The 24,467-nt window shown below is 48.5% G+C and carries 19 protein-coding genes, 1 rRNA gene and 1 riboswitch; of the genes, 19 read left to right on the top strand and 1 reads right to left on the bottom strand.

Translation table 11 applies throughout. From position 1 onward, the window contains the following. From rrf to WFI24_RS28375, 3 genes are all read left to right on the top strand, one after another. Positions 1–109 (top strand): 5S ribosomal RNA (gene rrf, locus WFI24_RS28365); the annotation flags it as partial. Positions 110–385: 276 nt separating this feature from the next. Then, positions 386–1,882: an alpha/beta hydrolase family protein gene (locus WFI24_RS28370; protein WP_336765291.1), complete on the top strand. Its 1,497-nt coding sequence runs from the start codon at positions 386–388 to the stop codon at positions 1,880–1,882. Positions 1,883–2,080: 198 nt separating this feature from the next. Beyond that, positions 2,081–3,082 carry a ketoacyl-ACP synthase III gene (locus WFI24_RS28375; RefSeq protein ID WP_336765292.1) on the top strand — a complete coding sequence of 334 codons (1,002 nt, stop codon included), beginning with the start codon at positions 2,081–2,083 and terminating at the stop codon, positions 3,080–3,082. Between the two features lie 181 nt (positions 3,083–3,263). Here the strand turns inward: WFI24_RS28375 and WFI24_RS28380 are convergent, their stop codons facing one another. Further along, on the bottom strand, positions 3,264–5,198 hold the full coding sequence (locus WFI24_RS28380) for an amidase family protein (protein ID WP_336765293.1): 1,935 nt from the start codon (positions 5,196–5,198) through the stop codon (positions 3,264–3,266). Positions 5,199–5,569: 371 nt separating this feature from the next. Here WFI24_RS28380 and WFI24_RS28385 point away from each other — a divergent pair, with 371 nt between their 5' ends. From WFI24_RS28385 to purD, 16 genes are all read left to right on the top strand, one after another. Then, positions 5,570–7,699: a DNA topoisomerase III gene (locus WFI24_RS28385; RefSeq protein ID WP_336765294.1), complete on the top strand. Its 2,130-nt coding sequence runs from the start codon at positions 5,570–5,572 to the stop codon at positions 7,697–7,699. Positions 7,700–7,860: 161 nt separating this feature from the next. Beyond that, positions 7,861–7,998: a hypothetical protein gene (locus tag WFI24_RS28390; protein WP_186327993.1), complete on the top strand. Its 138-nt coding sequence runs from the start codon at positions 7,861–7,863 to the stop codon at positions 7,996–7,998. A gap of 136 nt (positions 7,999–8,134) precedes the next feature. Continuing rightward, a complete protein-coding gene (locus WFI24_RS28395; protein ID WP_336765295.1) occupies positions 8,135–8,398 on the top strand; it encodes a DUF1294 domain-containing protein in 264 nt (87 codons plus the stop codon). Positions 8,399–8,650: 252 nt separating this feature from the next. Next, on the top strand, positions 8,651–9,085 hold the full coding sequence (locus WFI24_RS28400; RefSeq protein ID WP_336765296.1) for a universal stress protein: 435 nt from the start codon (positions 8,651–8,653) through the stop codon (positions 9,083–9,085). A 271-nt stretch (positions 9,086–9,356) separates the two neighbouring features. Further along, a riboswitch (purine riboswitch) is annotated at positions 9,357–9,458 on the top strand. Positions 9,459–9,650: 192 nt separating this feature from the next. After that, positions 9,651–10,136, top strand: coding sequence for a 5-(carboxyamino)imidazole ribonucleotide mutase (gene purE, locus WFI24_RS28405; RefSeq protein WP_145326161.1), 486 nt, complete (start codon positions 9,651–9,653; stop codon positions 10,134–10,136). Further along, positions 10,133–11,335 (top strand): 5-(carboxyamino)imidazole ribonucleotide synthase, encoded by a 1,203-nt coding sequence (purK, locus tag WFI24_RS28410; protein ID WP_336765297.1) that lies wholly within the window; start codon positions 10,133–10,135, stop codon positions 11,333–11,335. The genes purE and purK overlap by 4 nt, the downstream gene beginning before the upstream one ends. Further along, on the top strand, positions 11,332–12,630 hold the full coding sequence (purB, locus tag WFI24_RS28415) for an adenylosuccinate lyase (protein WP_047840491.1): 1,299 nt from the start codon (positions 11,332–11,334) through the stop codon (positions 12,628–12,630). The genes purK and purB overlap by 4 nt, the downstream gene beginning before the upstream one ends. A gap of 252 nt (positions 12,631–12,882) precedes the next feature. Next, positions 12,883–13,755 (top strand): phosphoribosylaminoimidazolesuccinocarboxamide synthase, encoded by an 873-nt coding sequence (locus WFI24_RS28420; protein ID WP_336765298.1) that lies wholly within the window; start codon positions 12,883–12,885, stop codon positions 13,753–13,755. A gap of 591 nt (positions 13,756–14,346) precedes the next feature. Beyond that, the gene (gene purS / locus WFI24_RS28425; protein ID WP_017690695.1) at positions 14,347–14,592 is read left to right on the top strand and encodes a phosphoribosylformylglycinamidine synthase subunit PurS; all 246 of its coding nucleotides are present in this window, start codon (positions 14,347–14,349) and stop codon (positions 14,590–14,592) included. A gap of 4 nt (positions 14,593–14,596) precedes the next feature. Continuing rightward, the gene (gene purQ / locus WFI24_RS28430; protein WP_336765299.1) at positions 14,597–15,286 is read left to right on the top strand and encodes a phosphoribosylformylglycinamidine synthase subunit PurQ; all 690 of its coding nucleotides are present in this window, start codon (positions 14,597–14,599) and stop codon (positions 15,284–15,286) included. Next, a complete protein-coding gene (purL, locus tag WFI24_RS28435; RefSeq protein WP_062329967.1) occupies positions 15,264–17,507 on the top strand; it encodes a phosphoribosylformylglycinamidine synthase subunit PurL in 2,244 nt (747 codons plus the stop codon). Before purQ ends, purL begins: the two co-directional genes overlap by 23 nt. After that, the gene (gene purF / locus WFI24_RS28440; RefSeq protein ID WP_336765300.1) at positions 17,492–18,970 is read left to right on the top strand and encodes an amidophosphoribosyltransferase; all 1,479 of its coding nucleotides are present in this window, start codon (positions 17,492–17,494) and stop codon (positions 18,968–18,970) included. Before purL ends, purF begins: the two co-directional genes overlap by 16 nt. A 443-nt stretch (positions 18,971–19,413) precedes the next feature. Then, complete coding sequence (gene purM / locus WFI24_RS28445) at positions 19,414–20,454, top strand: phosphoribosylformylglycinamidine cyclo-ligase (RefSeq protein ID WP_336765301.1); 1,041 nt, start codon at positions 19,414–19,416, stop codon at positions 20,452–20,454. Then, positions 20,454–21,071, top strand: coding sequence for a phosphoribosylglycinamide formyltransferase (gene purN / locus WFI24_RS28450; protein ID WP_336765302.1), 618 nt, complete (start codon positions 20,454–20,456; stop codon positions 21,069–21,071). Before purM ends, purN begins: the two co-directional genes overlap by 1 nt. Before the next feature lie 333 nt (positions 21,072–21,404). Next, the gene (gene purH / locus WFI24_RS28455; RefSeq protein WP_076333433.1) at positions 21,405–22,952 is read left to right on the top strand and encodes a bifunctional phosphoribosylaminoimidazolecarboxamide formyltransferase/IMP cyclohydrolase; all 1,548 of its coding nucleotides are present in this window, start codon (positions 21,405–21,407) and stop codon (positions 22,950–22,952) included. Positions 22,953–23,081: 129 nt separating this feature from the next. After that, a complete protein-coding gene (gene purD / locus WFI24_RS28460) occupies positions 23,082–24,347 on the top strand; it encodes a phosphoribosylamine--glycine ligase (protein WP_336765303.1) in 1,266 nt (421 codons plus the stop codon). Positions 24,348–24,467: the final 120 nt, after the last annotated feature.

A 24,467-nucleotide genomic window follows, 5' to 3' on the forward strand; every position in this document is an offset into this window, starting at 1 on the left:
CGATGGCGGAGGGGTTCCACACGTACCCATCCCGAACACGACCGTTAAGCCCTCTAGCGCCGATGGTACTTGGACCGCAGGGTCCTGGGAGAGTAGGACGCCGCCAAGCAAAGAACCACTGCCGATGTTATTCGGTGGTGGTTTTTATTTTTGTCTAATTGGATCTATGAAATTAGGAACAGCTCAGATTTGATGGGCTGTTTTTTTATTACCCAATTCACCTCAGATATCCAGATGTGCACTTAACCAGCAACCTGGATACATACTTGATAACAATCTTACAAGAGTGTAAGGTGATTGTAATCTAGATCAATAGGTACTAATCTTGCTGCTCCTGTATATTAATCCTATCCATCAATAGGATTAATTTTTAGGGGGAGTAGTCGTGAGGCTTTTTGAAATACTGTTGTTCTTTTCAAGTGTTTTATTAGTGGCAATCCCATTTATTTTCAATCAACGTATCAGGAGATCTGCTTTGCTCCTGACAAGCGGAGCAGGCTCCATTTTTTTAGTGATACATCTTCTTGTCGAAGGATACAGGCTTCAGCTTTTACTTTTATACGGATTTACGATCCTGATGCTTATGCTTTCAATTATAAATATTTTCATAACGCAGAAAACCGTACGGACTACCTCGCGAATCCGTAAAGTGCTGGGTCCCCTTTTAATTGTGATTGGGTTAATCGCAACAGCGTGCCTTAACTATGTGTTTCCCGTATTCGACCTTCCTGCGCCAACCGGCAAGTTGAAGGTAGGTACGCAAGTCTTCCATTTCGTCGACCCTAACCGAGAGGAGACATTTGGAAAAACCACGACGGGCAAGAGAGAATTGATGGTTCAGGTATGGTATCCGACTGAAGCTGGTACTGGGGAGTACGCTCCCTTTATCCCTGATACCCGGATTTTATCTTATATGGGGGAGAACTTTGGTCTTCCCGGGTTTACTTTTCAACACCTGAAGTATGTATCCAGTCATTCATATTCGGGGGGCGAAGTCTCTTCGGAACAGGCCTCATACCCGTTAATCCTTGCAAATCCTGGAAACGTCTCTTCCAAGTTCCTCCATACTTCGCAAGCCGAAAATCTAGCGAGTCACGGATATATCGTGGCTGTGATCGACCACACCTACAATACATTTGCGACCATGTTTCCGGATGGCCGAATCACGACCAGTACAACCGACAACTTATTCTCGCCCGATCATGATTACCAGACGGGAAGGGAAGTTCGAGACAAGTTGGGAAAAGTTTTAACCGAAGATGTGGCATTTGCGCTGGACCAATTTGACCTCATTCAATCGGGGCAGATTCCAAGTCATCTAAAAGGGAGGATCGATCTCGGTCATGTCGGGGTGTTCGGTCATTCCATAGGCGGAGCGACGGCCTATGACGCTTCTTACGATCCGAGAATCACGGTTGGAATAGACTTAGATGGAGGGCTTTATCGACTGCGTGAAAGAGAGGGGCTGCGAAAGCCGTTTTTGTTCATCAACTCGGAAAGCTATTCCGAAAAATTAAAAAGGGTGATGGATAAACAGGTCTACACGGATGCAGAGCTTAACCTTATGGGCTCGACAAGAGAGTGGGAGGATCAAGTAACGGAAGATAAAAAGTTAGAGCTTGAACGGATGCGCGAAACGGTGGACGAAGGGGGACAAGTCCTCTATATCGATAATACGGAGCATTTGAATTTTGCCGATGTACAGTTCATTTCTCCGATTTTTAACATGCTGGGCATTACAGGAAAGATTGCGCCCGAAAGAGCGAACTCCGTGATCAATGCCTATATGCTGGATTTCTTCAATATGTATCTGAAAAATCAAGGCGGAAACTTAATGAAAGGACCGGATAGCCGCTTTCCGGAGGTGAAGTTCGTAAACTAGCTATTGCCAGGACACAACCACAGTCCAGCAATCTGGCAAAAGTCAGTGTTGAACGCTCTTGAACGATGCTTCCATCCTTCCACAAGCAGAGTACATCTTTTATATTTCGCAAAGAATTGAGCTGTCTTTTCATAAATTAGTACCAAGTTCTAAGACTTAGTGCTATAATAATAAAAAACAAAAGAGGTGACTACCGGTATGAATCATCAATCAAAGGCAACCATCACGGCAATGGGGACGTATGTACCGGATCGAATATTAACGAATGCTGATCTGGAGAAATTGGTCGAGACAAGTGACGAATGGATCGTACAGCGTACAGGCATGAGAGAACGAAGAATTGCAGCCGAGGATCAGTTTGTATCTGACCTGGCTACGAAGGCTGTGGAAGACATGATACATCGTTACCAAGTAAGTGTAGAAGATGTGGATATGATCCTTGTAGCTACAAGCACACCTGAATATGCTTTTCCAAGTACGGCATCCCGGGTACAGGCTAACCTTAAAATCCCACACACGGGCGTACTGGATTTAAATGCTGCATGCGCTGGTTTTACCTACGGGCTACAGCTAGCTGATAGTCTGGTGACCAGTGGAATGTACCGTAAAGTGCTGGTTATTGGAGCAGAGACTTTATCCAAAATTACGGATTACACTGACCGCACGACTTGCGTATTGTTTGGTGACGGAGCGGGAGCCTTCTTGGTGGAGAGATCAGCAGCTGGAGAAGGTGACTTTATGGCAGCCATATCAGGCACGCATGGAGATGGTGGTGTACATCTCTATAAGAGTGGCTTGTCTTCAGAAATGAATGGTGTACCATTACAGGGTGAAGGTTGTTTGGTTCAGAATGGCCGAGAGATTTATAAGTGGGCTGTACGGACGATTCCAGAGCAATTGGGTAATCTTATAACGAAAGCTGGGTTAAGATCTGAGCAGATTGACTGGTTTGTCCCGCATAGTGCCAACATGAGAATGATTGAGGCTGTATGCGAACGTGGACCGGTTCCCTTGGAACGTACGTTAACCAGTGTTGAGTATCGTGGGAACACATCTGCCGCTTCCATTCCGCTGGCACTGCAGATTGCAGTGGATGAAGGGAAGTTAAAAGAAGGACAGAGCGTAGCTCTCTTTGGCTTTGGCGGTGGCTTGACTTACGCTGGCCTGGTGCTCAAATGGGGCGTACCGGACAGGGTTTAGGAATGAATGACACACGACTGTATGTAACAAATAGATAAATAGAATAGACAAAAGAGACCACCCGGACTTCATGCAGTCATGAAGAGGGTGGTCTCTTTTTTGAGGTAGTTCGTTTGAAGGAATGCGATTATGGCTATGTTTCTTTTTGAGTTAACACGAATTGCTTAATCCCATAAATGTTTTATGGTGTAAGCTTAGGGGCTTGGCGGTGATGAGTTCCTTGTTCGTAACTGTAAGCCAGCTTGATCAAGGTTCCTTCATCAAAGGCGCGACCCAGGAATTCCATACCTACAGGTAACCCATCGGTTGTGAAACCAGCAGGGACCGTGATCGCCGGGAAGCCGGAGAAAGGACTCAAACGGTTGTTACCACCAGAGTTTTGTCCTTCGCCAATAACACCAGCTGCCTGCGTAGATGTAGGATAGATGATGGCATCCAGGTTGTTGTCTGCCATAACTTTCAGCAGGGACTCACGTGTAACTTGGGTACGTTTCAGAACGATGTCCTTGTACTCTGTAGTCTCCAACGTTTGGCGAGCATCCCGCGTCTTCATGGATTGCTCCTGAGATTTGTCGAACTCTCCGGAAGCGATGATCTCGGACAGACTGTGATATGGAGCATCTGCGCCCAATGAGTCCAGATAGTCATTCAGTTGGAACTTGAATTCATATCCGCTGAGACTTGGGTATTTATTGATCTCAGTCAAGTTGGGGATGGAAATGGGAACTGCAGTAGCGCCCAGTGACTTCAATTCTTCCACAGCTGTGTTGATCACGTCAGCTACGGCTTTTTCTTCAGCTTTGGTACTTGGGATGAGTTCAGTGGCCACACCAATGCGTGCACCTTTCAACCCGTTTACATCCAAGAAGTCTGTATAGCTGGTAGGGATTTTTCCAACTGCGTAAGCTGTAGCCACATCCTTTTTATCATATCCGGCTGTAGCATCCAGCATGATTGCAGCGTCACTAACGGTACGAGCCATAGGTCCGCCGACATCTTGTGTCAACGCCAATGGGATAATGCCTTCACGGCTGGACAGTCCGATGGTTGGACGGATACCCACGAGGCTGTTGAAGCTGGACGGGATTCGGATCGAACCGCCAGTGTCCGTACCCATCCCAGCTGCAGCAAAGTTAGATGCAATGGCAGCACCTGTTCCTCCGCTAGAGCCACCTGGATAGTGGTCCAGGGCGTAAGGGTTCAGTGTTTGTCCACCCAATGAGCTGGATGTCGTGATGCCAAATGCGAATTCATGCAGGTTTGTTTTACCCAAAATAATGGCGCCAGCTGCTTTTAGCTTCTTCACTTGTTCAGCATCGTGAGCAGGAATGGAATCTTTCAGACAGATACAGCCTGCGGTTGTCGGCATATCGTTGGTATCGAAGTTATCTTTGACTAGAATCGGAACGCCATGCAGAGGTCCACGAGCACCTTGAGCTGCACGTTCTTCATCCAATTGCTCTGCAATTTGGAGTGCATCCGGGTTCAGTGTTAATACAGCGTTTATGCTTACACCTTGGTCATCGTATTTTTCAATGCGATCTAGATATTTCTGAACCAGCTCTTTCGATGTCAGTTTTCCTTGCGTCATGGCGGCCTGGAGATCCATGATGGTTGCTTCCTCCAGGACAAACGGTTTTATGTAGTTATAAATGCGGTCTTTCAGTACAGATAGGTCATTCTCCGTAAGCACAGCGTTTGGAAGGAAGAGGGATTCGGTATAACCTCTCATTAAACCTGCAGTATTCAATGCCCCGACAGCACCCGAATAGGAAGCTTGATCTGGAACATCTTTGAATGATTCGGAAGCAGACTCAAGTTCGAGCCATTGTTGCAAGGCGACCGCAGCATCTTTACGTTGTACGCTTGAGCCAGAGAGCTTGTCCATGGTAAAAGGAACACCTGCAAGTGTTGCGGCTTCTTCCATAGCCTTAGCAAATGCTGCGGCAGTAGCAGGCGCTTTACCTGCGGTTACAGCTACAACCGTAGTTTTGCTCGTAGACGTTGCTGTTGCGGCGGATGCCGATGGAACCGTTCCTCCCCATGTTGTGGCAACAACAGCCCCCGCCAATAACAAAGCCCCACTTTTTTTTAATACAGATCCATGATAAGTCATGCATCCACGCTCCCTTCGTGTGTCCCATTGATGTGTGTGTTCGTTAATCTGGTTTATATGCTTTTGACACATTCTATAGTCATGTTAGGTAATCTTACAATGTTTATATTTATCCAAAAAAACGTATACATCAATACTTTACAGTATTAATACTAATTGATGCTTCCGATTACGTGTACTCAGGAAAACTATCAAAGACTTTTGTGTAATTAAATATAACATGTGTATTACATAATGATTAAACGTGAGGTTAGATGATGAAAGTAGACAAGGCAAGAACGAAGACAGAGCATATCTTTACCACGAAATGATATAATGAAAAGATAGAATAAAAGTGACATAAGGTTTTATCAGAGAGGAAGAGATATGAAGTGAAGACATTAGTACTCGCAGAAAAACCATCTGTAGCACGTGAAATAGCCAGAGTCATGGGTGCGCGTGATAAACATAAAAGTTATATGGAAGGCCCAAAATATATCGTTACCTGGGCGCTTGGGCATCTGGTTGGATTAGCTGAGCCGGAGGATTACGATAAGAAGTATGCAACATGGAATCTGGAGGACCTGCCAATTCTGCCAGAGCGTACGAAACTGAAGGTGCTCAAAGAGACCAACCATCAATATAAAGCGGTCCAACAGCTGATGAAGCGTCAGGATGTAGGGGAGCTAGTCATTGCCACGGATGCGGCCCGTGAGGGAGAATTGTTGGCCCGTTGGATCATGCAGATGGCGGGGTGGAAAAAACCTTTCAAACGCCTGTGGATTTCATCCCAGACGGATAAGGCGATCAAAGACGGATTTGCCTCGCTGAAGCCAGGCAGTCAGTTCGACCGTCTCTACGAATCAGCACGTTGTCGGGCGGAAGCCGATTGGATGATTGGACTTAATGTGACACGGGCACTAACCGTTCGCTTTAATGCACAGTTATCTGCTGGGCGGGTTCAGACGCCAACCTTGGGTATGATTATGGACAGGGAAAATGAAATTAACGGTTTCCGCTCGCAGGAGTATGAGACATTAACGGCAGATCTGGGAGGTTTTCAGGCTGTGTGGCGGGCGGCGGGAGGAGATTCGCGAATCTTCCACCCTCAAGAAACTCAGGAATTAAAGAAACGGGTAGACGGACGCAAGGGCACGATTGCTCAAGTGAAGAAAAGCGAGAAGGTGGAGCCACATCCACTGGCATATGACCTGACGGAACTACAACGGGATGCCAACCGGAAATACGGTTTCTCGGCGAAGCAAACATCAAACGTCCTGCAACGTCTGTATGAACAACACAAGCTTGTGACATATCCGCGTACGGACAGTCGGTACCTGACTTCGGATATGACAGCAACGTTGAAAGAGCGGCTGGACAGTGTAGCCATTGGACCTTACGCATCGCTGGCACGTCCTTTGCTGCGCAAAAATCTGAATATCACCAAACGTATTGTGGATGACAGCAAAGTGACCGATCACCATGCAATCATTCCAACAGAGCAGACGGTGCTTCTGAATCAATTGAACCCTGAGGAACGCAAGTTGTACGATCTGATCGTACGTCGTTTTATCAGCCTTTTCTACCCGGCAGCGAAGTATGATTCGGTTGCGATCACGGTGCAGGTGGGGAGCGATTCCTTCCATGCCAAAGGCACAACGGTGAAAGAAAGTGGATGGCGTGAAGTCTACGGCGGCGATTACAGCGATGATGACGATGACCGTGCTGATGATACATCCGACCATGAGCGTGCGCTTTTGCCAGATGTGCAGCAAGGACAGTCTGTGACAGTTCAGCGTTGTCATATTAAAAGTGGCCGGACGATGCCGCCCAAACGATATACCGAAGCTGCTTTGCTATCCCAAATGGAGAAGTATGGACTGGGTACTCCGGCGACACGAGCGGATATTATTGAGAAGCTGGTTAGTTCTGATACCATTGATCGTCAAGGCAACAGCATGCATCCAACCGGCAAAGGAAAACAGTTGATTGAACTGGCTGCTCCGCAGCTACGTACACCGGATCTAACTGCCCGCTGGGAAGCTGAACTGGAACGCATCGCTCGTGGGCAAGGGAAACCGGAACCATTCCTGGATAGTATCCGTTCAATGGCGAAAGAGCTTGTGTCTACGGTAAAGGGCAGCAAAGCGGAGTATAAGCCGCATAATGTGTCGAATAGCCATTGCCCCGACTGTAATGCACGATTACTGGAGAAGAAGGGCAAGCGTGGCAAATTCCTTGTATGTCCTACCGAGGACTGCGGTTATCGTCGTTCGGCAGAGAAGAGACTGTCCAATCGTCGTTGTGCGCAGTGCCACAAAAAGATGGAAATCAAAGAAGGCAAGGCGGGGCTGTACGTGCAATGTCTGCCATGCGGTATCACAGAAACATTGGATAAGGACAAACAGCATGTGAACAAACGGGATCAGCAAAAGCTGGTGAAACAATATGCGAAGCAGGAGTCCATTGGGTCTAACCTTGGAGATCTGCTGAAGGCGGCTATGGAGAAAAAGGGAGAGTAGAGCAGGCTCTGAGTTAGTGCAGATCGCATCACGCATGTAACGTTATTTGCGAATAACTAATGTTATGGAGAGTGATTGCTGCGCTTATCCCTAATCATACATGTGATGCGGTATAAGATCCTCTGTTTTCAGGCAACGTAAGCCAAGGAGGTGATACCCATATGCCGCATAACAAACCCGAAAAGATCCATAACCAGCAGAACAAAGATAGCATTCGGGAAGAAAACATCGCTGTTCGTCCAGCCAAAGCAGCCAAAAGAGTACCAAGTCTGAACGGTATTCCCAAGCAGGAGTCCTAAAATCATCTAAACTGTCGATCTAACAAGATTGTCTCTTCAAAATGATGCGGTTCCCTGCCCGCGTTGAACATGTCTCTGCTGAGGATTATAATGGAGACAGGGAGATGTCCCGGGATAGGGGGACCGCTAGAATTTTATGCTAACTGGACTTATATTGTGGTTTTTATTTATTAATGTAGTTGGTTATCTGGTGATGTCGGATGATAAGAGGCGTGCACAGCAACGTCGTGATCGTACACCTGAACGGACGTTATTCCTGCTTGCATTTATAGGCGGAGCTCTAGGAGTCTGGATCGCGATGTATCGGAAAAGGCACAAAACCAAACATCCCAGCTTCACCATTGGTATTCCGTTGTTGTTGTTCCTGAATGCAGTAATCTATGGTTACTTTATTCAATGAACACATGGAACACATGCGTAACCATTCCTTCTGTGGTTTTATAGGATTGGAGATATCGGATTGAGCATAAGCATCAGTGAAGGATGTATCGATGGTTTGTTTGATATGTAAATTCATTCGTATGAATGGTTCAGTGTGGCTCTGGAACGTTTAAGGAGTTATATGGTTCTGTTATTTAACGGTTAGTTTATTGCATGTCAGACCGAAGCTTGCTTCGCGTGTTCTACATATAAAGGAAGGGACGGGATTCACATGTTATTTTCCAAAATATTAGTGGCTTATGATGGTTCCAAAGCTTCAAATAAAGCTCTTGATCGTGCGATTGAGCTAGCTAAAGTGTCCCCGGACGCTGTATTGGATGTCATTCATGCTTTTGATTTCCCGCGTATATTCATTGGTGAGGGGTTGGCCCCGCTGCCACCTTCACTTAATAATGATTATTACAATCTGGCGGTGCAGACGACGGATGAAGCGAAAGAGCGAATCCGGGCTGCTGGTGTAACGGCCAACGTGGACCTGATTCAAGGGGCTGCTGCAGAAGTGTTGCTTGATTTTGCCAAAGAAAATAATTCTGATATCATTATTATTGGTAGCCGCGGACTGGGTGGAATTCGGGAATTTGTCCTGGGTAGTGTCAGTCACAATGTGGTTCAGCATGCTCAGGTTCCAGTACTGATCGTAAAATAATAGATGAAGTGTGTGAACACACTAAAAGCAGGAAGCCGGTTGTCTTCGAGAGATTGAAGAGGAGCCGGCTTTCTTTTATGGGATGAAATGGATGACTAAGTGAATGTAATGAAGCAATTCCCGAACATTATATTTGTCAATATGTTAAATGTTCGTCTTTAAGTTGACATTAGCTGTAGGGGATTGTTAGAATGTTAGATGTGTCGATCAGGTAAGAATAAGGTCGAGTAGGAACGAAATGTGTAATAAGATATAACAAAACGAATCAAGCTGGTTTGAATAGATATTTGCTCGTATAACGCCGGGAATAGGGCCCGGAAGTATCTACCCGGGAACCGTAAATTTCCGGACTACGAGGAGATACGGCTGAGAGTCGCATGCAACTAGATGCGGACAGCAAGCCCCTTTTGGCATGCCCAAATGAGGGATACGTATTTCTTGGAGTCCGGTGTCCGGAGAAAATGTGATGTTTTCGCGGGTAGCGGATTTTTTCATTTCACACGTAAAATGAATTCATTAATACCAGATGTAATCAAAAAAGCTCAGACGGGAGTTGGATGTATTCATGTCACTGCAAGTCGCTGTAATTATGGGCAGCAAGTCGGATTGGGAAACGATGAAATATGCGTGCGAGGTGCTGGACGAGCTGGAGATTGGGTATGAGAAAAAGGTGGTCTCCGCCCATCGTACACCGGATTTGATGTTTGAATACGCAGAGCAAGCGATTGATCGAGGATTCAAGGTGATCATTGCAGGTGCAGGCGGGGCAGCACATCTACCAGGTATGGTAGCAGCCAAAACGATGCTTCCAGTCATTGGCGTTCCGGTTCAGTCCAAAGCATTGAACGGTCTCGATTCCTTGTTGTCCATTGTTCAGATGCCTGGCGGGATTCCCGTTGCAACCGTTGCAATCGGTAAGGCGGGGGCTACCAATGCAGGTCTGCTCGCAGCTCAGATGATCGGTGCATTTGACCCGGATGTCCAACGTCGCTCTGAAGCTCGAAGAGAGCGCATCAAACAAGAAGTACTCGAAAGCAGTGAAGAACTATGAGTAGAGCCGGGAACCAATCCGGTATAGCAGGAGAACTACAGCAAGTCCTGCTGCCCGGGAAAACAACCATTGGCATTCTTGGAGGCGGACAGCTCGGACGCATGATGACGCTCGCAGGCACGGCAATGGGTTATCGATTTGTTACCCTTGATCCCGCCTCGGATGCACCTTGTGGTCAAATCGCTCGTCAGATCGAAGCAGGATATGACGATGCCAAAGCTGCGCTTGAGCTAGCTCGGCAATGCGATGTCATTACGTATGAGTTCGAAAATGTAGATGCAGAAGTCGCTGCGTTACTCGAACGTGAGTCCTACGTTCCGCAAGGAAGTGCGTTATTGTACACCACACAACATCGGTTGCGGGAAAAACGAGCGATTGAAGCGGCTGGAGTAAGAGTCGCGCCTTATCGGGAAATCACAAGTGCGGATACAATGCTTGCAGCTGTAAGCGAACTTGGCGTTCCATGTGTACTGAAGACGGTGACTGGAGGCTACGATGGCAAAGGCCAACGGGTCATCCGGGAAGCGAGTCAGGCTGTTGCGGCATACGAAGAACTTGCAGCTACTGGTGCGGAATTGGTGTTGGAGCAATTCATCAAGTTTGAATGCGAGATTTCGGTCGTTGTAGCGCGTAGCACAAATGGGGAGATCAAGACGTTCCCGCCAGCGGAGAACATGCATGTGAACAACATTTTGCATGCGTCAATCGTGCCGGCTAGAGTCGCAGCAGACATCCAGATTGAAGCACAGAAACTGGCAGCAGCAGTGGCAGAATCGATGAAGGCTGTTGGACTGCTGGCTGTGGAACTGTTTGTAGCGGCGGATGGAAGACTGTACGTCAACGAGTTGGCACCAAGACCCCACAATTCGGGACACTATACGATGGAAGCCTGTGCAACATCACAGTTCGAACAACATATCCGTGCGATCTGCGGACTACCGCTGGGTGACACTTCGTTATTGAGTCCGGTCGTTATGGTCAATGTGCTTGGAGAACATCTCGAAGGCATTATCGCAAGAACAGGGCAGCCTGATGCGGAAGCGATAGAACTCGGTGTGATTCCCAAGCTTCACATATATGGTAAAACCGAAGCGAAAACAGGACGGAAGATGGGGCATGTGAATCTGCTCTGTCAGGATGTTGAAGAAGGATTACAATGGATTGAACAAACTAATCTCTGGAGGAATACAAATTCATGATTGAACGTTATAGCAGACCCGAAATGAGAGCCATCTGGACCGAAGAGAACAAATTCCAATCGTGGCTGGAAGTTGAAATTTGTGCATGTGAGGCATGGGCCGAACTGGGTGTAATCCCTAAGGAAGAAGCGGCATTGCTTCGTCAGAATGCATCTTTTGACATCGACCGTATCTATGAGATTGAACAGGAAACACGTCATGACGTTATCGCATTTACACGTACGGTATCTGAAAGTCTGGGTGCGGAGCGGAAATGGGTGCACTACGGACTGACTTCCACAGATGTCGTGGATACGGCTCTGGGTTATGTACTGCGTCAAGCGAATGAGATTCTGGAAAAGGATATCGTGAATTTCATTGAAATTCTGCGTGAAAAAGCACTGGCTTATCAGCACACACCAATGATGGGACGTACGCACGGGGTGCATGCAGAGCCAACAACATTTGGACTGAAAATGGCGTTGTGGCATGAAGAGATGAAACGGAACCTGGAGCGTTTCCGTCATGCAGCAGACAATGTACAATATGGCAAAATCTCAGGCGCAGTTGGAACATATGCGAACATTGATCCGTTTGTCGAAGAGTTTGTCTGTGAGAAGCTCGGCACGAAGCCTGCGCCGATCTCGACTCAAACATTGCAACGTGACCGTCACGCGGAATATATGGCTACACTGGCGTTGATCGCAACGTCCCTGGACAAGTTCGCTACTGAGGTACGTGCACTGCAGAAGAGTGAGTTCCGTGAAGTGGAAGAAGCTTTTGCTAAAGGTCAAAAAGGATCTTCAGCAATGCCGCACAAGCGTAACCCAATTGGTAGTGAAAACATCTCAGGTCTGTCCCGTGTTATTCGTGGACACATGGTATCCGCATACGAGAACGTAACGCTCTGGCATGAGCGCGACATCTCACATTCTTCCGTAGAACGTATCATTCTGCCGGATGCAACGATGCTGCTGAACTACATGCTGAACCGTTTTGGTAACATCGTGAAGAACCTGACGGTATTCCCTGAAAACATGAAACGCAACATGGAGCGTACCTACGGGGTACCATTCTCCGGTCGCATCATGACGAAGCTGATCGACAAAGGTTTCAGCCGCGAGCAAGCATACGATACCGTTCAACCACGTGCGATGCAAGCATGGGAAGAACAACGTCAGTTCCAGGATATCGTGAAATCCACACCGGAGATCACGGAAGTGCTGAACGAAGAAGAAATCGCAGATGCGTTTAACCCGTCTTGGCACCTGAAGCACGTAGACACGATCTTCAAAAAGCTCGGCTTGAACGACTAATATATTAAGGCTTTGAATTATTATACTCCCTAAAAGTATAGGTTGATTATGTGTTCACGCTGGAACGGAGAAGGCAGAAAAAACCTGAAGAAGCAAAGCGCTCGCCTTTATCCCCGGATTTTCACTTTGCAAAAGTGGAATCAAAAAATCTGGGGATAACAGCGATCGGAAGGTTGTTCTGCATTCGGAGTGGACCCGCGTGATAAGGGGAATTGGACGTATACTTTACATCTCCTGAAAGAAGGTGAGCCCATGGCACTGTCCACTGCGGCAGATCTCGTTAAAGCACCTCTGTTATATAAAGGAAAAGTACGTGAATTGTACGATCTGGGTGAACATTTTCTGATCGTGGTTACCGACCGAATCTCGGCATTCGATTACGTGTTGGATCCGGCGGTTCCTGAGAAAGGAAACGTACTAAATAAACTTAGCAGCTTCTGGTTCGAACTAACGGGTGACATGATGGAGAACCACGTGGTGCATACCGATGTGAATCAACTGGGTGATCTCATCACAGACCCTGAATTGCTCAAAGACCGCATCATGGTAACCCGCAAAGCGGAACGCATTGATATTGAATGTGTCGTGCGTGGATACATCACTGGTGGTGGATGGAGACAATATGAGACAAGCGGTGAAGTGAACGGTATTAAGCTGCCTGATGGACTTCGCAAAAACGCCAAGCTCGAAGTGCCCATTTTCACACCGGCAGCCAAAAATGATGTTGGTCACGATGAAGACATTCCATTGGTTCGCATGAAAGAGCTAGTCGGGGATGCCCTCGCGGTTGAGCTTCAGGAAAAAAGCTTGCGCCTGTACGAATTCGCTCGTGACTATTGCGATCAGCGTGGCATCATTCTCGCAGACTGCAAATTCGAGTTCGGCATCGTGGATGGCAAGGTCATCCTGATTGACGAAATCTTCACTCCAGACGCTTCACGCTTCTGGGCCAAAGAGAACTATGAGCTGGACATCGAAATCGACAGCATGGATAAAGAGCCAGTGCGCACCTATCTCGCCGGAACCGATTGGGACAAGAACAGTAAACCTGATCCACTCCCAAAAGAGGTAGTTGAAGCAACAACCGCAAGATACGTCGATATTTATAACCGTTTAACGAGATAATAAAGTTTAACGTTTGAGCGGGCTACAGGAAAGTTTGAGGAAGCTAACGTTTGAGCGAGCTATGGGAAAGTTTGGCTTTCGATCGCTGTTGCCCCCGGAATGTTTTGATTGGAATCCTTTTTTTCAAAAGGAAACATTCCGGTTGCAAAGGCGAACGCTTACGCTTCTCCAGCTCAAATCTTTCCCTCCGCCAGTGTCAAACTGGGGGATGAGGCAATTAAAAAACAAAGACTTCTCTTCACATACAGGAAGTCTACCAATATAAAAATAGTAAGGTTACTAAAGTAACTTAAAGACCATTCACTGTTTTGAAGTAATGGTCAGGCTAGACCATTACCCACCGTGCAACGTAAAGGTTTGAGCCTTTAAAAAAACGTCGCATGGACTAGCGGAGGGGCGGAATTGTTCTTAAAGGAGCGAAGCGTTCGCCTTTGTCCCCGGGTTTTGACCGCACAGCGGTTCAAAACAATCAAAAAACCTGGGGACAACAAGCGACCGGAAGAACAATCCGCCCCGGGGCGAGCTCCACACCCCATTTTTAACAGCATAAAGCATTTATCCCGTTCATTACTGAGGAGGAACATAAGGATCATGATCAAAGCAACCGTATATGTCACTATTAAGCAAAGCGTACTCGACCCGCAAGGCGTAGCTGTTCAAGGAGCCCTGCATTCCATGGGATTCAACGAAGTGGAAAGTGTACGGATCGGTAAAGTCATGGAACTGAACCTGGATACAACAGATCGTGCGGAAGCGGAGAAACGATTGAAAGTCATGTGTGAAAAGCTACTGGCCAACACCGTTGTTGAAGATTACCGCTACGAATTGGAGGGTTAATCTCATGAAATTTGCAGTTCTTGTGTTCCCTGGCTCCAACTGCGACATCGACTGTTACAAGGCAGTAGAAGATGCTATTGGGCAAGAGGTTGATTATGTATGGCACACGGCTACAGATCTTTCGGCTTATGATTGTATTTTGGTTCCGGGTGGTTTCTCTTATGGTGACTACTTGCGTTGCGGAGCGATTTCCCGCTTTGCACCGGTTATGAACGAGGTAGCGAAAGCTGCTGAACAAGGTAAATATATTTTGGGTATTTGCAACGGATTCCAGATCCTGACGGAAGCCGGATTGCTTCCAGGTGCATTGATCCGCAACACTTCCCTGAAATTCCGTTGTCACGATACGGTATTGAAAGTGGCGAACGTTGGTACACCATTTACACGTGACTATGCACCGGGCGAAGAGATTATCATCCCGATTGCTCACGGTGAAGGCAACTATTATTGCGACGAGGAGACGCTCGCGAGTCTGCAAGCGAACAACCAGATCGTATTTACGTACGGCACCAACCCGAACGGTTCCCTAGGTGATATTGCAGGAGTCTGTAACGAGGCTGGAAACGTGGTCGGCATGATGCCGCATCCAGAGCGTGCAGTGGATTCACTGTTTGGTTCGGAAGACGGCAAACGTATGTTTACATCTATTTTGAAAGCATGGAGGGATCGGCATGACGCAGCAGCTATCCGCTAAGGAACCAACAGCAGAACAGGTCGCAGAACATAAACTTTACGCACAAATGGGCGTATCTGACAGCGAGTATGAGCTGATCTGTGAGTTCATGGGGCGCAAGCCAAACTACACGGAAATCGGTGTGTTCAGTGTAATGTGGTCCGAGCATTGTGCTTATAAAAACTCCAAGCCATTGCTGCGCCGTTTCCCAACCACTGGACCACGTGTCCTGATGGGACCTGGTGAAGGTGCCGGTATCGTGGATATCGGTGATAACCAGGCCGTTGTATTCAAAATTGAAAGCCATAACCATCCTTCCGCGGTTGAGCCTTATCAAGGTGCGGCAACAGGTGTGGGCGGCATTATCCGTGATATTTTCTCCATGGGCGCAAGACCGGTAGCCTTGCTGAACTCCCTTCGTTTCGGCAAGCTGGAGAGCGATCGCGTTAAATATTTGTTCGAACATGTTGTAGCGGGTATTGCTGGATACGGTAACTGTATCGGTATTCCTACCGTTGCAGGCGAAGTCATGTTTGATGAGAGCTACGAAGGTAATCCACTGGTTAACGCCATGTGTGTGGGTCTGATTGATCATGACAAGATTCAGCGCGGTGTAGCTAAAGGTGTAGGTAACCCGGTTTACTATGTGGGCCCACCAACAGGCCGGGATGGTATTCATGGAGCAACCTTTGCATCGGTTGAACTGACGGAAGAATCCGAGTCCCAACGGACAGCGGTTCAGGTCGGTGACCCGTTTATGGAGAAACTGGTGATGGAATCCTGTCTGGAATTGATCGACACGGGCATCGTGCTCGGTATTCAGGATATGGGTGCTGCGGGTCTGACATGTTCAAGTGCAGAGATGGCAAGTAAAGCGGGTAACGGTCTGGAATTGTATCTGGATCAGGTACCACAGCGTGAAGAAGGCATGACGCCTTACGAGATGATGTTGTCTGAGTCCCAAGAACGTATGTTGTTCGTCGTTGAGCCGAAGGACGAGGCGCAGGCGATGGAAATCTTTGAACGTTGGGGCGTAATCTGTGCCAAAGTCGGTAAAGTAACGGATGACGGTCGTCTGAAATTGATCCACCACGGCGAAGTGGTCGGAGATATGCCAGTAACGGCATTGGTTGACGAATGTCCAGTGTATGACAAACCGTCTTCTGTACCTGCGTACTACGAGCAAAGTGCCTCCATCGACACGCTTCGTTACGACGAAGTGTCGGATCTCGGCGGAGCGTTGAAACAAGTGCTGGCTTCCCCAACAGTAGCAAGTAAAAAATGGGTGTATGATCAATACGACTACATGGTGCGTACAAGTACTGCCGTTCGTCCAGGTTCGGATGCAGCCGTAGTTACGATTCGTGGCACACGCAAAGGTCTCGCGATGACAACGGACTGTAACGGACGTTATGTGTACCTTGATCCTGAAGTTGGTGGACGGATTGCCGTGAGTGAAGCAGCGCGTAACATTGTATGTTCCGGTGCGGAGCCGCTGGCGATCACGGACAACCTGAACTTCGGTAATCCGGAGAAGCCGGATATTTTCTGGCAAATGGAGAAAGCCGTAGACGGTATGGCAGAAGCCTGTCGTGTGCTGGATACGCCGGTCATCGGTGGTAACGTAAGTCTGTATAACGAAAACGCCAAAGGCTCCATCTATCCAACGCCAGTTGTCGGTATGGTAGGTCTCGTTCATGATACGGATCATATCACGACACAAGCATTCAAATCCGAAGGTGATGTTATCATCCTCCTCGGTGAGACAAAAGCTGAACTGGGTGGCAGCGAGCTGCAATACGCGGTTCATGGTCAAACAGAAGGCCGTCCGCCAGAGCTGAATTTGCAAACGGAAAAAGCGTTGCTCAGCACGGTGCTGGAAGCTATTCAATCCGGTCTCGTTCGCTCGGCACATGACTTGTCTGAAGGCGGATTGGCTGTTGCACTCGCAGAGTCTTGCATCAGTGGTAACGTAGGAGCACAGGTGAATGTGGAGACGACATTGCGTGGAGATCACGCTCTGTTCAGTGAGAGCCAATCCCGTATCTTGTTGTCGGCTACGCCAGAGCAAGCGGGGAAACTTGAAGCATTTGTACGTGAGCGCGGTGTACCTGTAGCTGTGATTGGACGTGTAGAAGGAAGTAACCTGACGATTGAATTGAACGGAACATCAGCCGTGAGCGAACCTGTAGGAGGTTTGGCTCAGGTCTGGGAGGATGCGATTCCATGTCTCATGAACTGACGACAGGACCGTTGTGGACAGGCGATTATTATAATGAAGGGTCCGGCAAGGAAGGACTCGACAAATTGAAGGAAGAATGCGGCGTGTTCGGGGTGTTCAGACACCCTGACGCGGCTTCGCTCTCCTATTATGGACTGCATGCGCTGCAACATCGGGGCGAAGAAAGTGCAGGCATGTGTGTGAGTGATGGTAGCCAGTTTAACTATCACCGCGGCATGGGTCTGGTGAAGGAAGTGTTCACCAAAGACCTGATGCAGACGTTGACCGGGGATATTTCCATTGGACATGTCCGGTATTCAACAAGTGGTGACAGTAAACTGACGAACGCACAGCCATTGGTATTCAAATACCGTGATGGTGATCTGGCAGTGGCGACTAACGGAAACATTGTGAATGCACCAACGATCCGGCGTGAGCTGGAGCAGAGTGGTTCCATTTTCCAAACAACAAGTGATACCGAGGTCATTGCGCATCTAATTGCACGTTCCTCCAAAGGGCTTGTAGAAGCGGCGAAAGAGGCGTTCCAGCGCATTGTGGGCGGTTATGCATTTCTGATCATGACCAACGACAAGCTGCTTGTGGCTTCTGATCCACACGGACTTCGTCCGCTCACGATGGGTAAGCTCGGTGATGCCTATCTGTTTGCATCCGAGACCTGTGCACTCGAAACGATCGGCGCAGAATTGATTCGTGATATCGAGCCGGGTGAATTGCTTGTGCTGGATGCCGATGGTCTGCACGAGGATCGCTTTGATCATCACAAACACCGCAAGGCATTATGCGCGATGGAATATATTTATTTTGCCCGTCCAGATAGTGATATGAATGGTACGAACCAGCATGCTGCCCGTAAACGGATGGGAAGCCGGATGGCGATTGAGGCGTTTGTGGATGCGGATCTGGTCACAGGTGTACCTGACTCCAGTATTTCCGCGGCAATAGGTTATGCGGAGCAAACGGGTATTCCTTACGAGATGGGTATGATCAAAAACAAATACACCGGACGTACGTTTATCCAGCCGAGCCAGGAACTGCGGGAACAGGGCGTGAAGATGAAGCTGAGCGCTGTGCGTCGCGTCGTGGAAGGCAAACGTGTGGTCATGATTGACGACTCCATTGTACGGGGAACAACTTCCCGGCGGATCGTGAACATGCTGCGTGATGCAGGAGCAACCGAGGTTCATGTCCGCATTACATCACCACCTTTCAAAAACCCGTGTTTCTATGGCATTGATACGCCTGACAGCCGCGAATTGATCGCCTCACAGCTGTCTGTGGAAGAAATCTGCCGTGAAATTAATGCGGATTCCCTGTCGTTCCTCAGTCCGGATGGACTGATTGCATCGATACAGGGAGATAATCAGAATGATCCCAAGGGCGGGCTTTGCCTCGCATGTTTTGATAATGATTACCCAACCCGCCTCGACTTCGGCGGTGAAGAAAAATTCGGCTGCAGCTGTTAGCCCTTAAGCCCCGCCTTGCGGATCAACAGGGGCCAGGGCAGCCAGGCGAAGCAGCTGCCCAGCGGGCATAGCCCGAGCCCTCAAGCCCCGCTTTGCGGAGCAATAGGGGCCAGGGCAGCCAGGCGAAGCAGCTGCCCCCGGGCATAGCCCGAGCCCTCAAGCCCCGCTTTGCGGAGCAATAGGGGCCAGGGCAGCCAGGCGAAGCAGCTGCCCACCGGGCTTGTCCCGCAGCGCAGCCAAGCGGGGTTCGCCGTCCGGTGGCCTGAGGGCACCGGAATCGGCGAACAATCCCGCGAGCACACGCACGAATCAACCATAGCAAGATCACACCAGCCACCCCTGCACCGCTTGTTTGGCGGGTGTCCAGAGGGCCTGCCAAGGTCCTATGGGGTTCTCCCAGGCGGGAGGATTTAGGAGGGGTGAAAAAAAGGAGATGATTCCACTTGTCCGAAGCATATAAAAAGGCCGGCGTCGATATCGCGGCAGGTAATGAAGCGGTTGAACGGATGAAAAAACACGTGAAGCGTACCTTCCGTCCGGAAGTGATGACAGATCTGGGCGGATTCGGTGCCCTGTTCGGTTTGAACAAAGATAAATACGAGGAGCCTGTGCTTGTATCCGGTACAGACGGCGTAGGCACCAAGCTGAAAATTGCATTTGCCATGGACCGTCACGATACCATCGGAATCGACGCGGTAGCGATGTGTGTGAACGACATTGTGGTACAGGGCGCAGAGCCACTCTTTTTCCTGGATTATCTCGCTTGTGACAAAGTCATTCCGGAGAAGATCGAAGCCATTGTTGCGGGAATCGCTGAAGGCTGTCATCAGTCCGGCTGTGCGTTGATCGGTGGCGAAACGGCGGAGATGCCGGGCATGTACAGTGAAGGCGAATACGATATTGCCGGATTCACGGTGGGCATCGTGGACAAAGCGAAGATCATCAACGGCACAACCATTGCCCCTGGCGACACAGTGATAGGACTTGCCTCCAGCGGGGTGCACAGTAACGGATTCTCGTTGGTACGCAGACTTTTGTTGGAAGATGCGGGACTTGATCTGCATGATGAAGTAGCGGAACTGGGCGGTAAGCTGGGTGATTCCCTGCTGGAACCTACGAAGATCTATGTTAAACCCCTGTTGTCCCTGCTGGAAAAGGTAAAAGTAAAAGGTATGGCTCACATTACAGGTGGCGGCTTCATTGAGAATATCCCACGTATGTTGCCTAGTAACGTGAATGTGGATATTGACTACGGCTCTTGGCCGATCCTGCCGATCTTCAACCTGTTACGGGAGAAGGGGGCTGTCTCGAACCGTGACATGTTCACCACATTTAACATGGGTATTGGGCTTGTACTGGTCGTTAATGAAGCAGATGCAACGGAAGCGCTGCAACAACTGAAAGCATCTGGTGAAGAAGCGTATATCATTGGCCGTGTTACTGAAGGAGATGCGCGAGTAACCTTCACGGGAGCGGATGTTTAATGGCGAACTACCGCATAGCTGTATTTGCCTCGGGTGAAGGGTCTAACTTTCAGTCTTTGGTCGATGCAGTACGAAACGGTGGGCTGAATGCATCCGTAGATCTGCTCGTGTGTGATAAACCGGCTGCACGTGTTGTGCAGCGGGCACAGGACGCAGGCGTGGATTGTCATCTGTTTACTCCGAAAAATTATGCTTCCCGTGAAGCCTATGAGGCAGAGATCGTGGAAGTGCTTGAATCCAAGAAGATCGACTTGGTCGTTCTTGCGGGATATATGAGATTGCTGACTTCGGTTGTGGTGGATCGTTACGCAGGGCGGTTGATTAACATTCATCCGTCCTTGCTACCGGCATTTGCAGGTAGGGATGCGATTGGACAGGCATTGGAATACGGTGTAAAAGTTACGGGTGTGACCGTGCACTTTGTGGACGGCGGCATGGATACAGGGCCGATTATTGCCCAGCATCCTGTTCCCATTTTGCCAGAGGATACTGCTGAATCAATCAGCCGTTCCATTCATGCGGCCGAACAGCAGTTATATCCTGAAGTAGTGTCCTGGTTCGCTCAAGGTCTGGTTCAGTTAGATGGACGTCACGTCACTGTTAACAAACCGGTTTGATATAAGTTGAAAATTTTTTACACATTAACGGAGAGGACAGAAAAAACCTGAAAAAGCGAAGCTAAAAGCTTTCTGAAGGAAAGCTGCATCGGAAGCATAGGCTTCGCCTTTATCTCCGGATTTTCCCTTTAAGAAAAGGGAATCAAAAAATCTGGGGATAACAGCGATTGGAAGGTTGTTCTGTCATCGGAGTGTCCCGTGTAAACATCTTGGTTCAACTTCTATAACAGAAGTCGAATATTGGTACGCATTTTGTGATATTTCTCGGGAAATAAATCGGCTGTGTTTCGTCATGAAACGCGAAGCCATGGGACATTAAAGGAGGAGCATATTGTGAGTATCAAAAGAGCGCTGGTCAGCGTATGGGATAAAACAGGCATCGTGGACTTTTGCCGCGAACTGTCGCAAATGGGTGTGGAGATTATTTCGACAGGAGGTACAAGCAGCCTGTTGTCGAAGGAAGGCGTACCTGTCATCGGAATTTCGGATGTGACCGGATTTCCGGAAATCATGGACGGACGTGTCAAAACATTACATCCAGCAGTGCATGGTGGGTTGCTGGCTGTTCGTGATAGCGAAGAGCATAAGCGCCAGATGGAAGAAAACGGACTGGATTATATTGACCTCGTTGTCGTAAACCTGTACCCCTTCCAAGATACCATTGCCAAACCGGATGTTACGTACGAAGACGCGATTGAGAACATCGATATCGGTGGTCCAACCATGCTTCGTTCTGCTGCCAAAAATCATGCTTTTGTTAGTGTCGTTGTTGACACAGCAGATTACGGCAAGGTGCTTGAAGAAGTGCGCAGCAATGGAGATACCACACTCGAAACACGCAAACGGCTTGCGGCAAAAGTGTTCCGCCATACAGCGGCTTACGATGCAGTTATTTCTGACTATCTCTCCAACCTGAACGGTGATCCGTTGCCAGAGCGTCTGACGGTTACTTACGAGAAACTCCAAGATTTGCGTTACGGCGAAAATCCACACCAGCAGGCGGCATTCTACCGCAAACCGCTGGCTGCTCAAGATACGTTGACAACTGCCGAGCAATTGCATGGCAAAGAGTTGTCTTACAATAACATCAACGATGCGAACGCAGCTTTGCAGATTGTCAAAGAATTTGAAGAACCGGCCGTTGTCGCGGTTAAACATATGAACCCATGCGGCGTGGGCATTGGCGTAAGTATCTATGAAGCTTACAGCAAAGCATATGCTGCAGATCCAACGTCGATCTTTGGTGGCATTGTGGCAGCGAACCGCATTATCGATAGCGATACAGCAGGCAAATTGAGCGAGATTTTCCTGGAAATCGTACTTGCTCCTGACTTTACGCAAGAGGCTCTCGATATCCTGACGAAGAAGAAAAACATTCGTTTGCTCAAAACGGGCGAACTGAATGCTGCTCGTAAACGGGAGAGCCAATTCGTGGTTACGTCCATCGACGGCGGTATGATCGTGCAACAGTCCGATGTGCACTCCATTGAAGCGAGCGAGCTGAACGTGGTAACGGATCGTGCGCCATCGGAAGAAGAACTGAAACAGCTTTTGTTTGGCTGGAAAGTAGTTAAACATGTGAAATCGAACGCGATCGTACTTGCTGCGAATGATATGACCGTAGGTGTGGGCGCTGGACAAATGAATCGTGTGGGTGCAGCCAAAATTGCAATTGAGCAAGCTGGCGAGCAAGCAAAAGGTGCTATTCTAGCATCTGATGCGTTCTTCCCAATGGGTGATACGCTGGAACTGGCAGCAAAAGCCGGAATTACAGCAGTGATTCAACCGGGTGGTTCGATCAAAGATGAAGAATCCATCAAAGTAGCGAATGAATATGGAATTGCCATGGTCTTCACAGGCGTTCGTCACTTCAAGCACTAGAGCGAAAAAGGTTTAATAAGGGGTGTCGCCAGTCATATTTATGACTTATGGTACACCCCCTCTTTTTTAGGCTTATCAACACGCAATAACGTAACAAATCCAGTTATGCACGGAGGGGGAACAGAACGAATGGATATTTTGGTAGTAGGTGGCGGTGGCCGGGAGCATGCCATCATCTGGGCGCTGGCAAAGAGTCCAAAGGTAGACAAGATTCACTGTGCACCGGGAAATGCAGGTATTGCTCAGCTCGCTGAGTGTCATGCCATTGCGGTAAATGAATTCGATAAACTAACGGCTCTTGCTGTAGAGCTTAAAGTGGGTCTGGTGGTTATTGGTCCGGATGATCCGCTCGCGGATGGGATCGTGGATGCATTTGATTCGACAGGTATTCCAGTATTCGGACCCCGTCGTAATGCAGCAGAGATCGAAGGAAGTAAAACATTCATGAAGGACCTGCTGCACAAATACAACATTCCAACCGCAGCCTATGAGAAATTCGATAACTACGAACAGGCACAGGCTTACCTGAATGAGCAAGCGATTCCAGTTGTCATCAAGGCAGATGGATTGGCAGCGGGCAAAGGTGTGACGGTAGCTTATTCCCGTGAAGAGGCTGATCAGGCACTTCGCAGTATTATGGTGGAGAAAGTATTTGGTGAAGCAGGAGCCAAAGTGATTATTGAGGAATACCTCGCAGGACAGGAAATGTCGATTTTGGCTTTTGTCGATGGTGAGACGGTTCGTCCAATGGCTGCAGCACAGGATCACAAACCTGTATTCGATAATGACCAGGGGCCAAACACAGGCGGTATGGGTACATATTCACCATTGCCACATATCCCTGCATCCATTATTGAAGAAGCCGTGGAGACAATCATCAAACCAACAGCTAAGGCCATGGTATCCGAAGGGCGTCCGTTCCAAGGCGTGTTGTTCGCCGGGCTGATGATTTCACCAGATGGTAAACCCAAAACGATTGAGTTCAACGCACGTTTCGGTGATCCCGAGACACAGGTTGTTTTGCCACGATTGAAGAGTGACTTGTTCGATATCTTCTGGGCAACCGTTCATGGCAAGCTGGCAGACATTGAAATTGAATGGAGCGATGAAGCCGCGGTATGTGTGGTGCTTGCTTCAGGAGGTTATCCGGGTCCTTATGCCAAAGGTGTAGTCATTGAAGGACTGGATCAAGTGCATGATGCCGTGGTATTCCATGCAGGTACAGCGCGTAGTGAAGCAGGAGACTGGGTCACGAATGGTGGACGAATCCTGGGCGTAGTTGGCCTTGGCGCGGATATTGCGGAAGCTAGAAACAAAGCCTATGCACAGGCGGAACGTATCCATTTTGATGGAAAACATCAGCGGACGGATATTGCTGCTAAAGCATTGGTTTAGGATAAATAGGAGAGCCCGTCAAGATGTGCGCCGTAAGGTTGTTGCATCCTGCGGGCTCTTTGTTGCGTATATAGATGTATGCTATGTAAACACACATGTTTAATGACCTAAAGTAAAGGG

The sequence above is a fragment of the Paenibacillus sp. USHLN196 genome (genome assembly GCF_037144955.1).
Lineage (GTDB): Bacteria > Bacillota > Bacilli > Paenibacillales > Paenibacillaceae > Paenibacillus > Paenibacillus xylanexedens_C.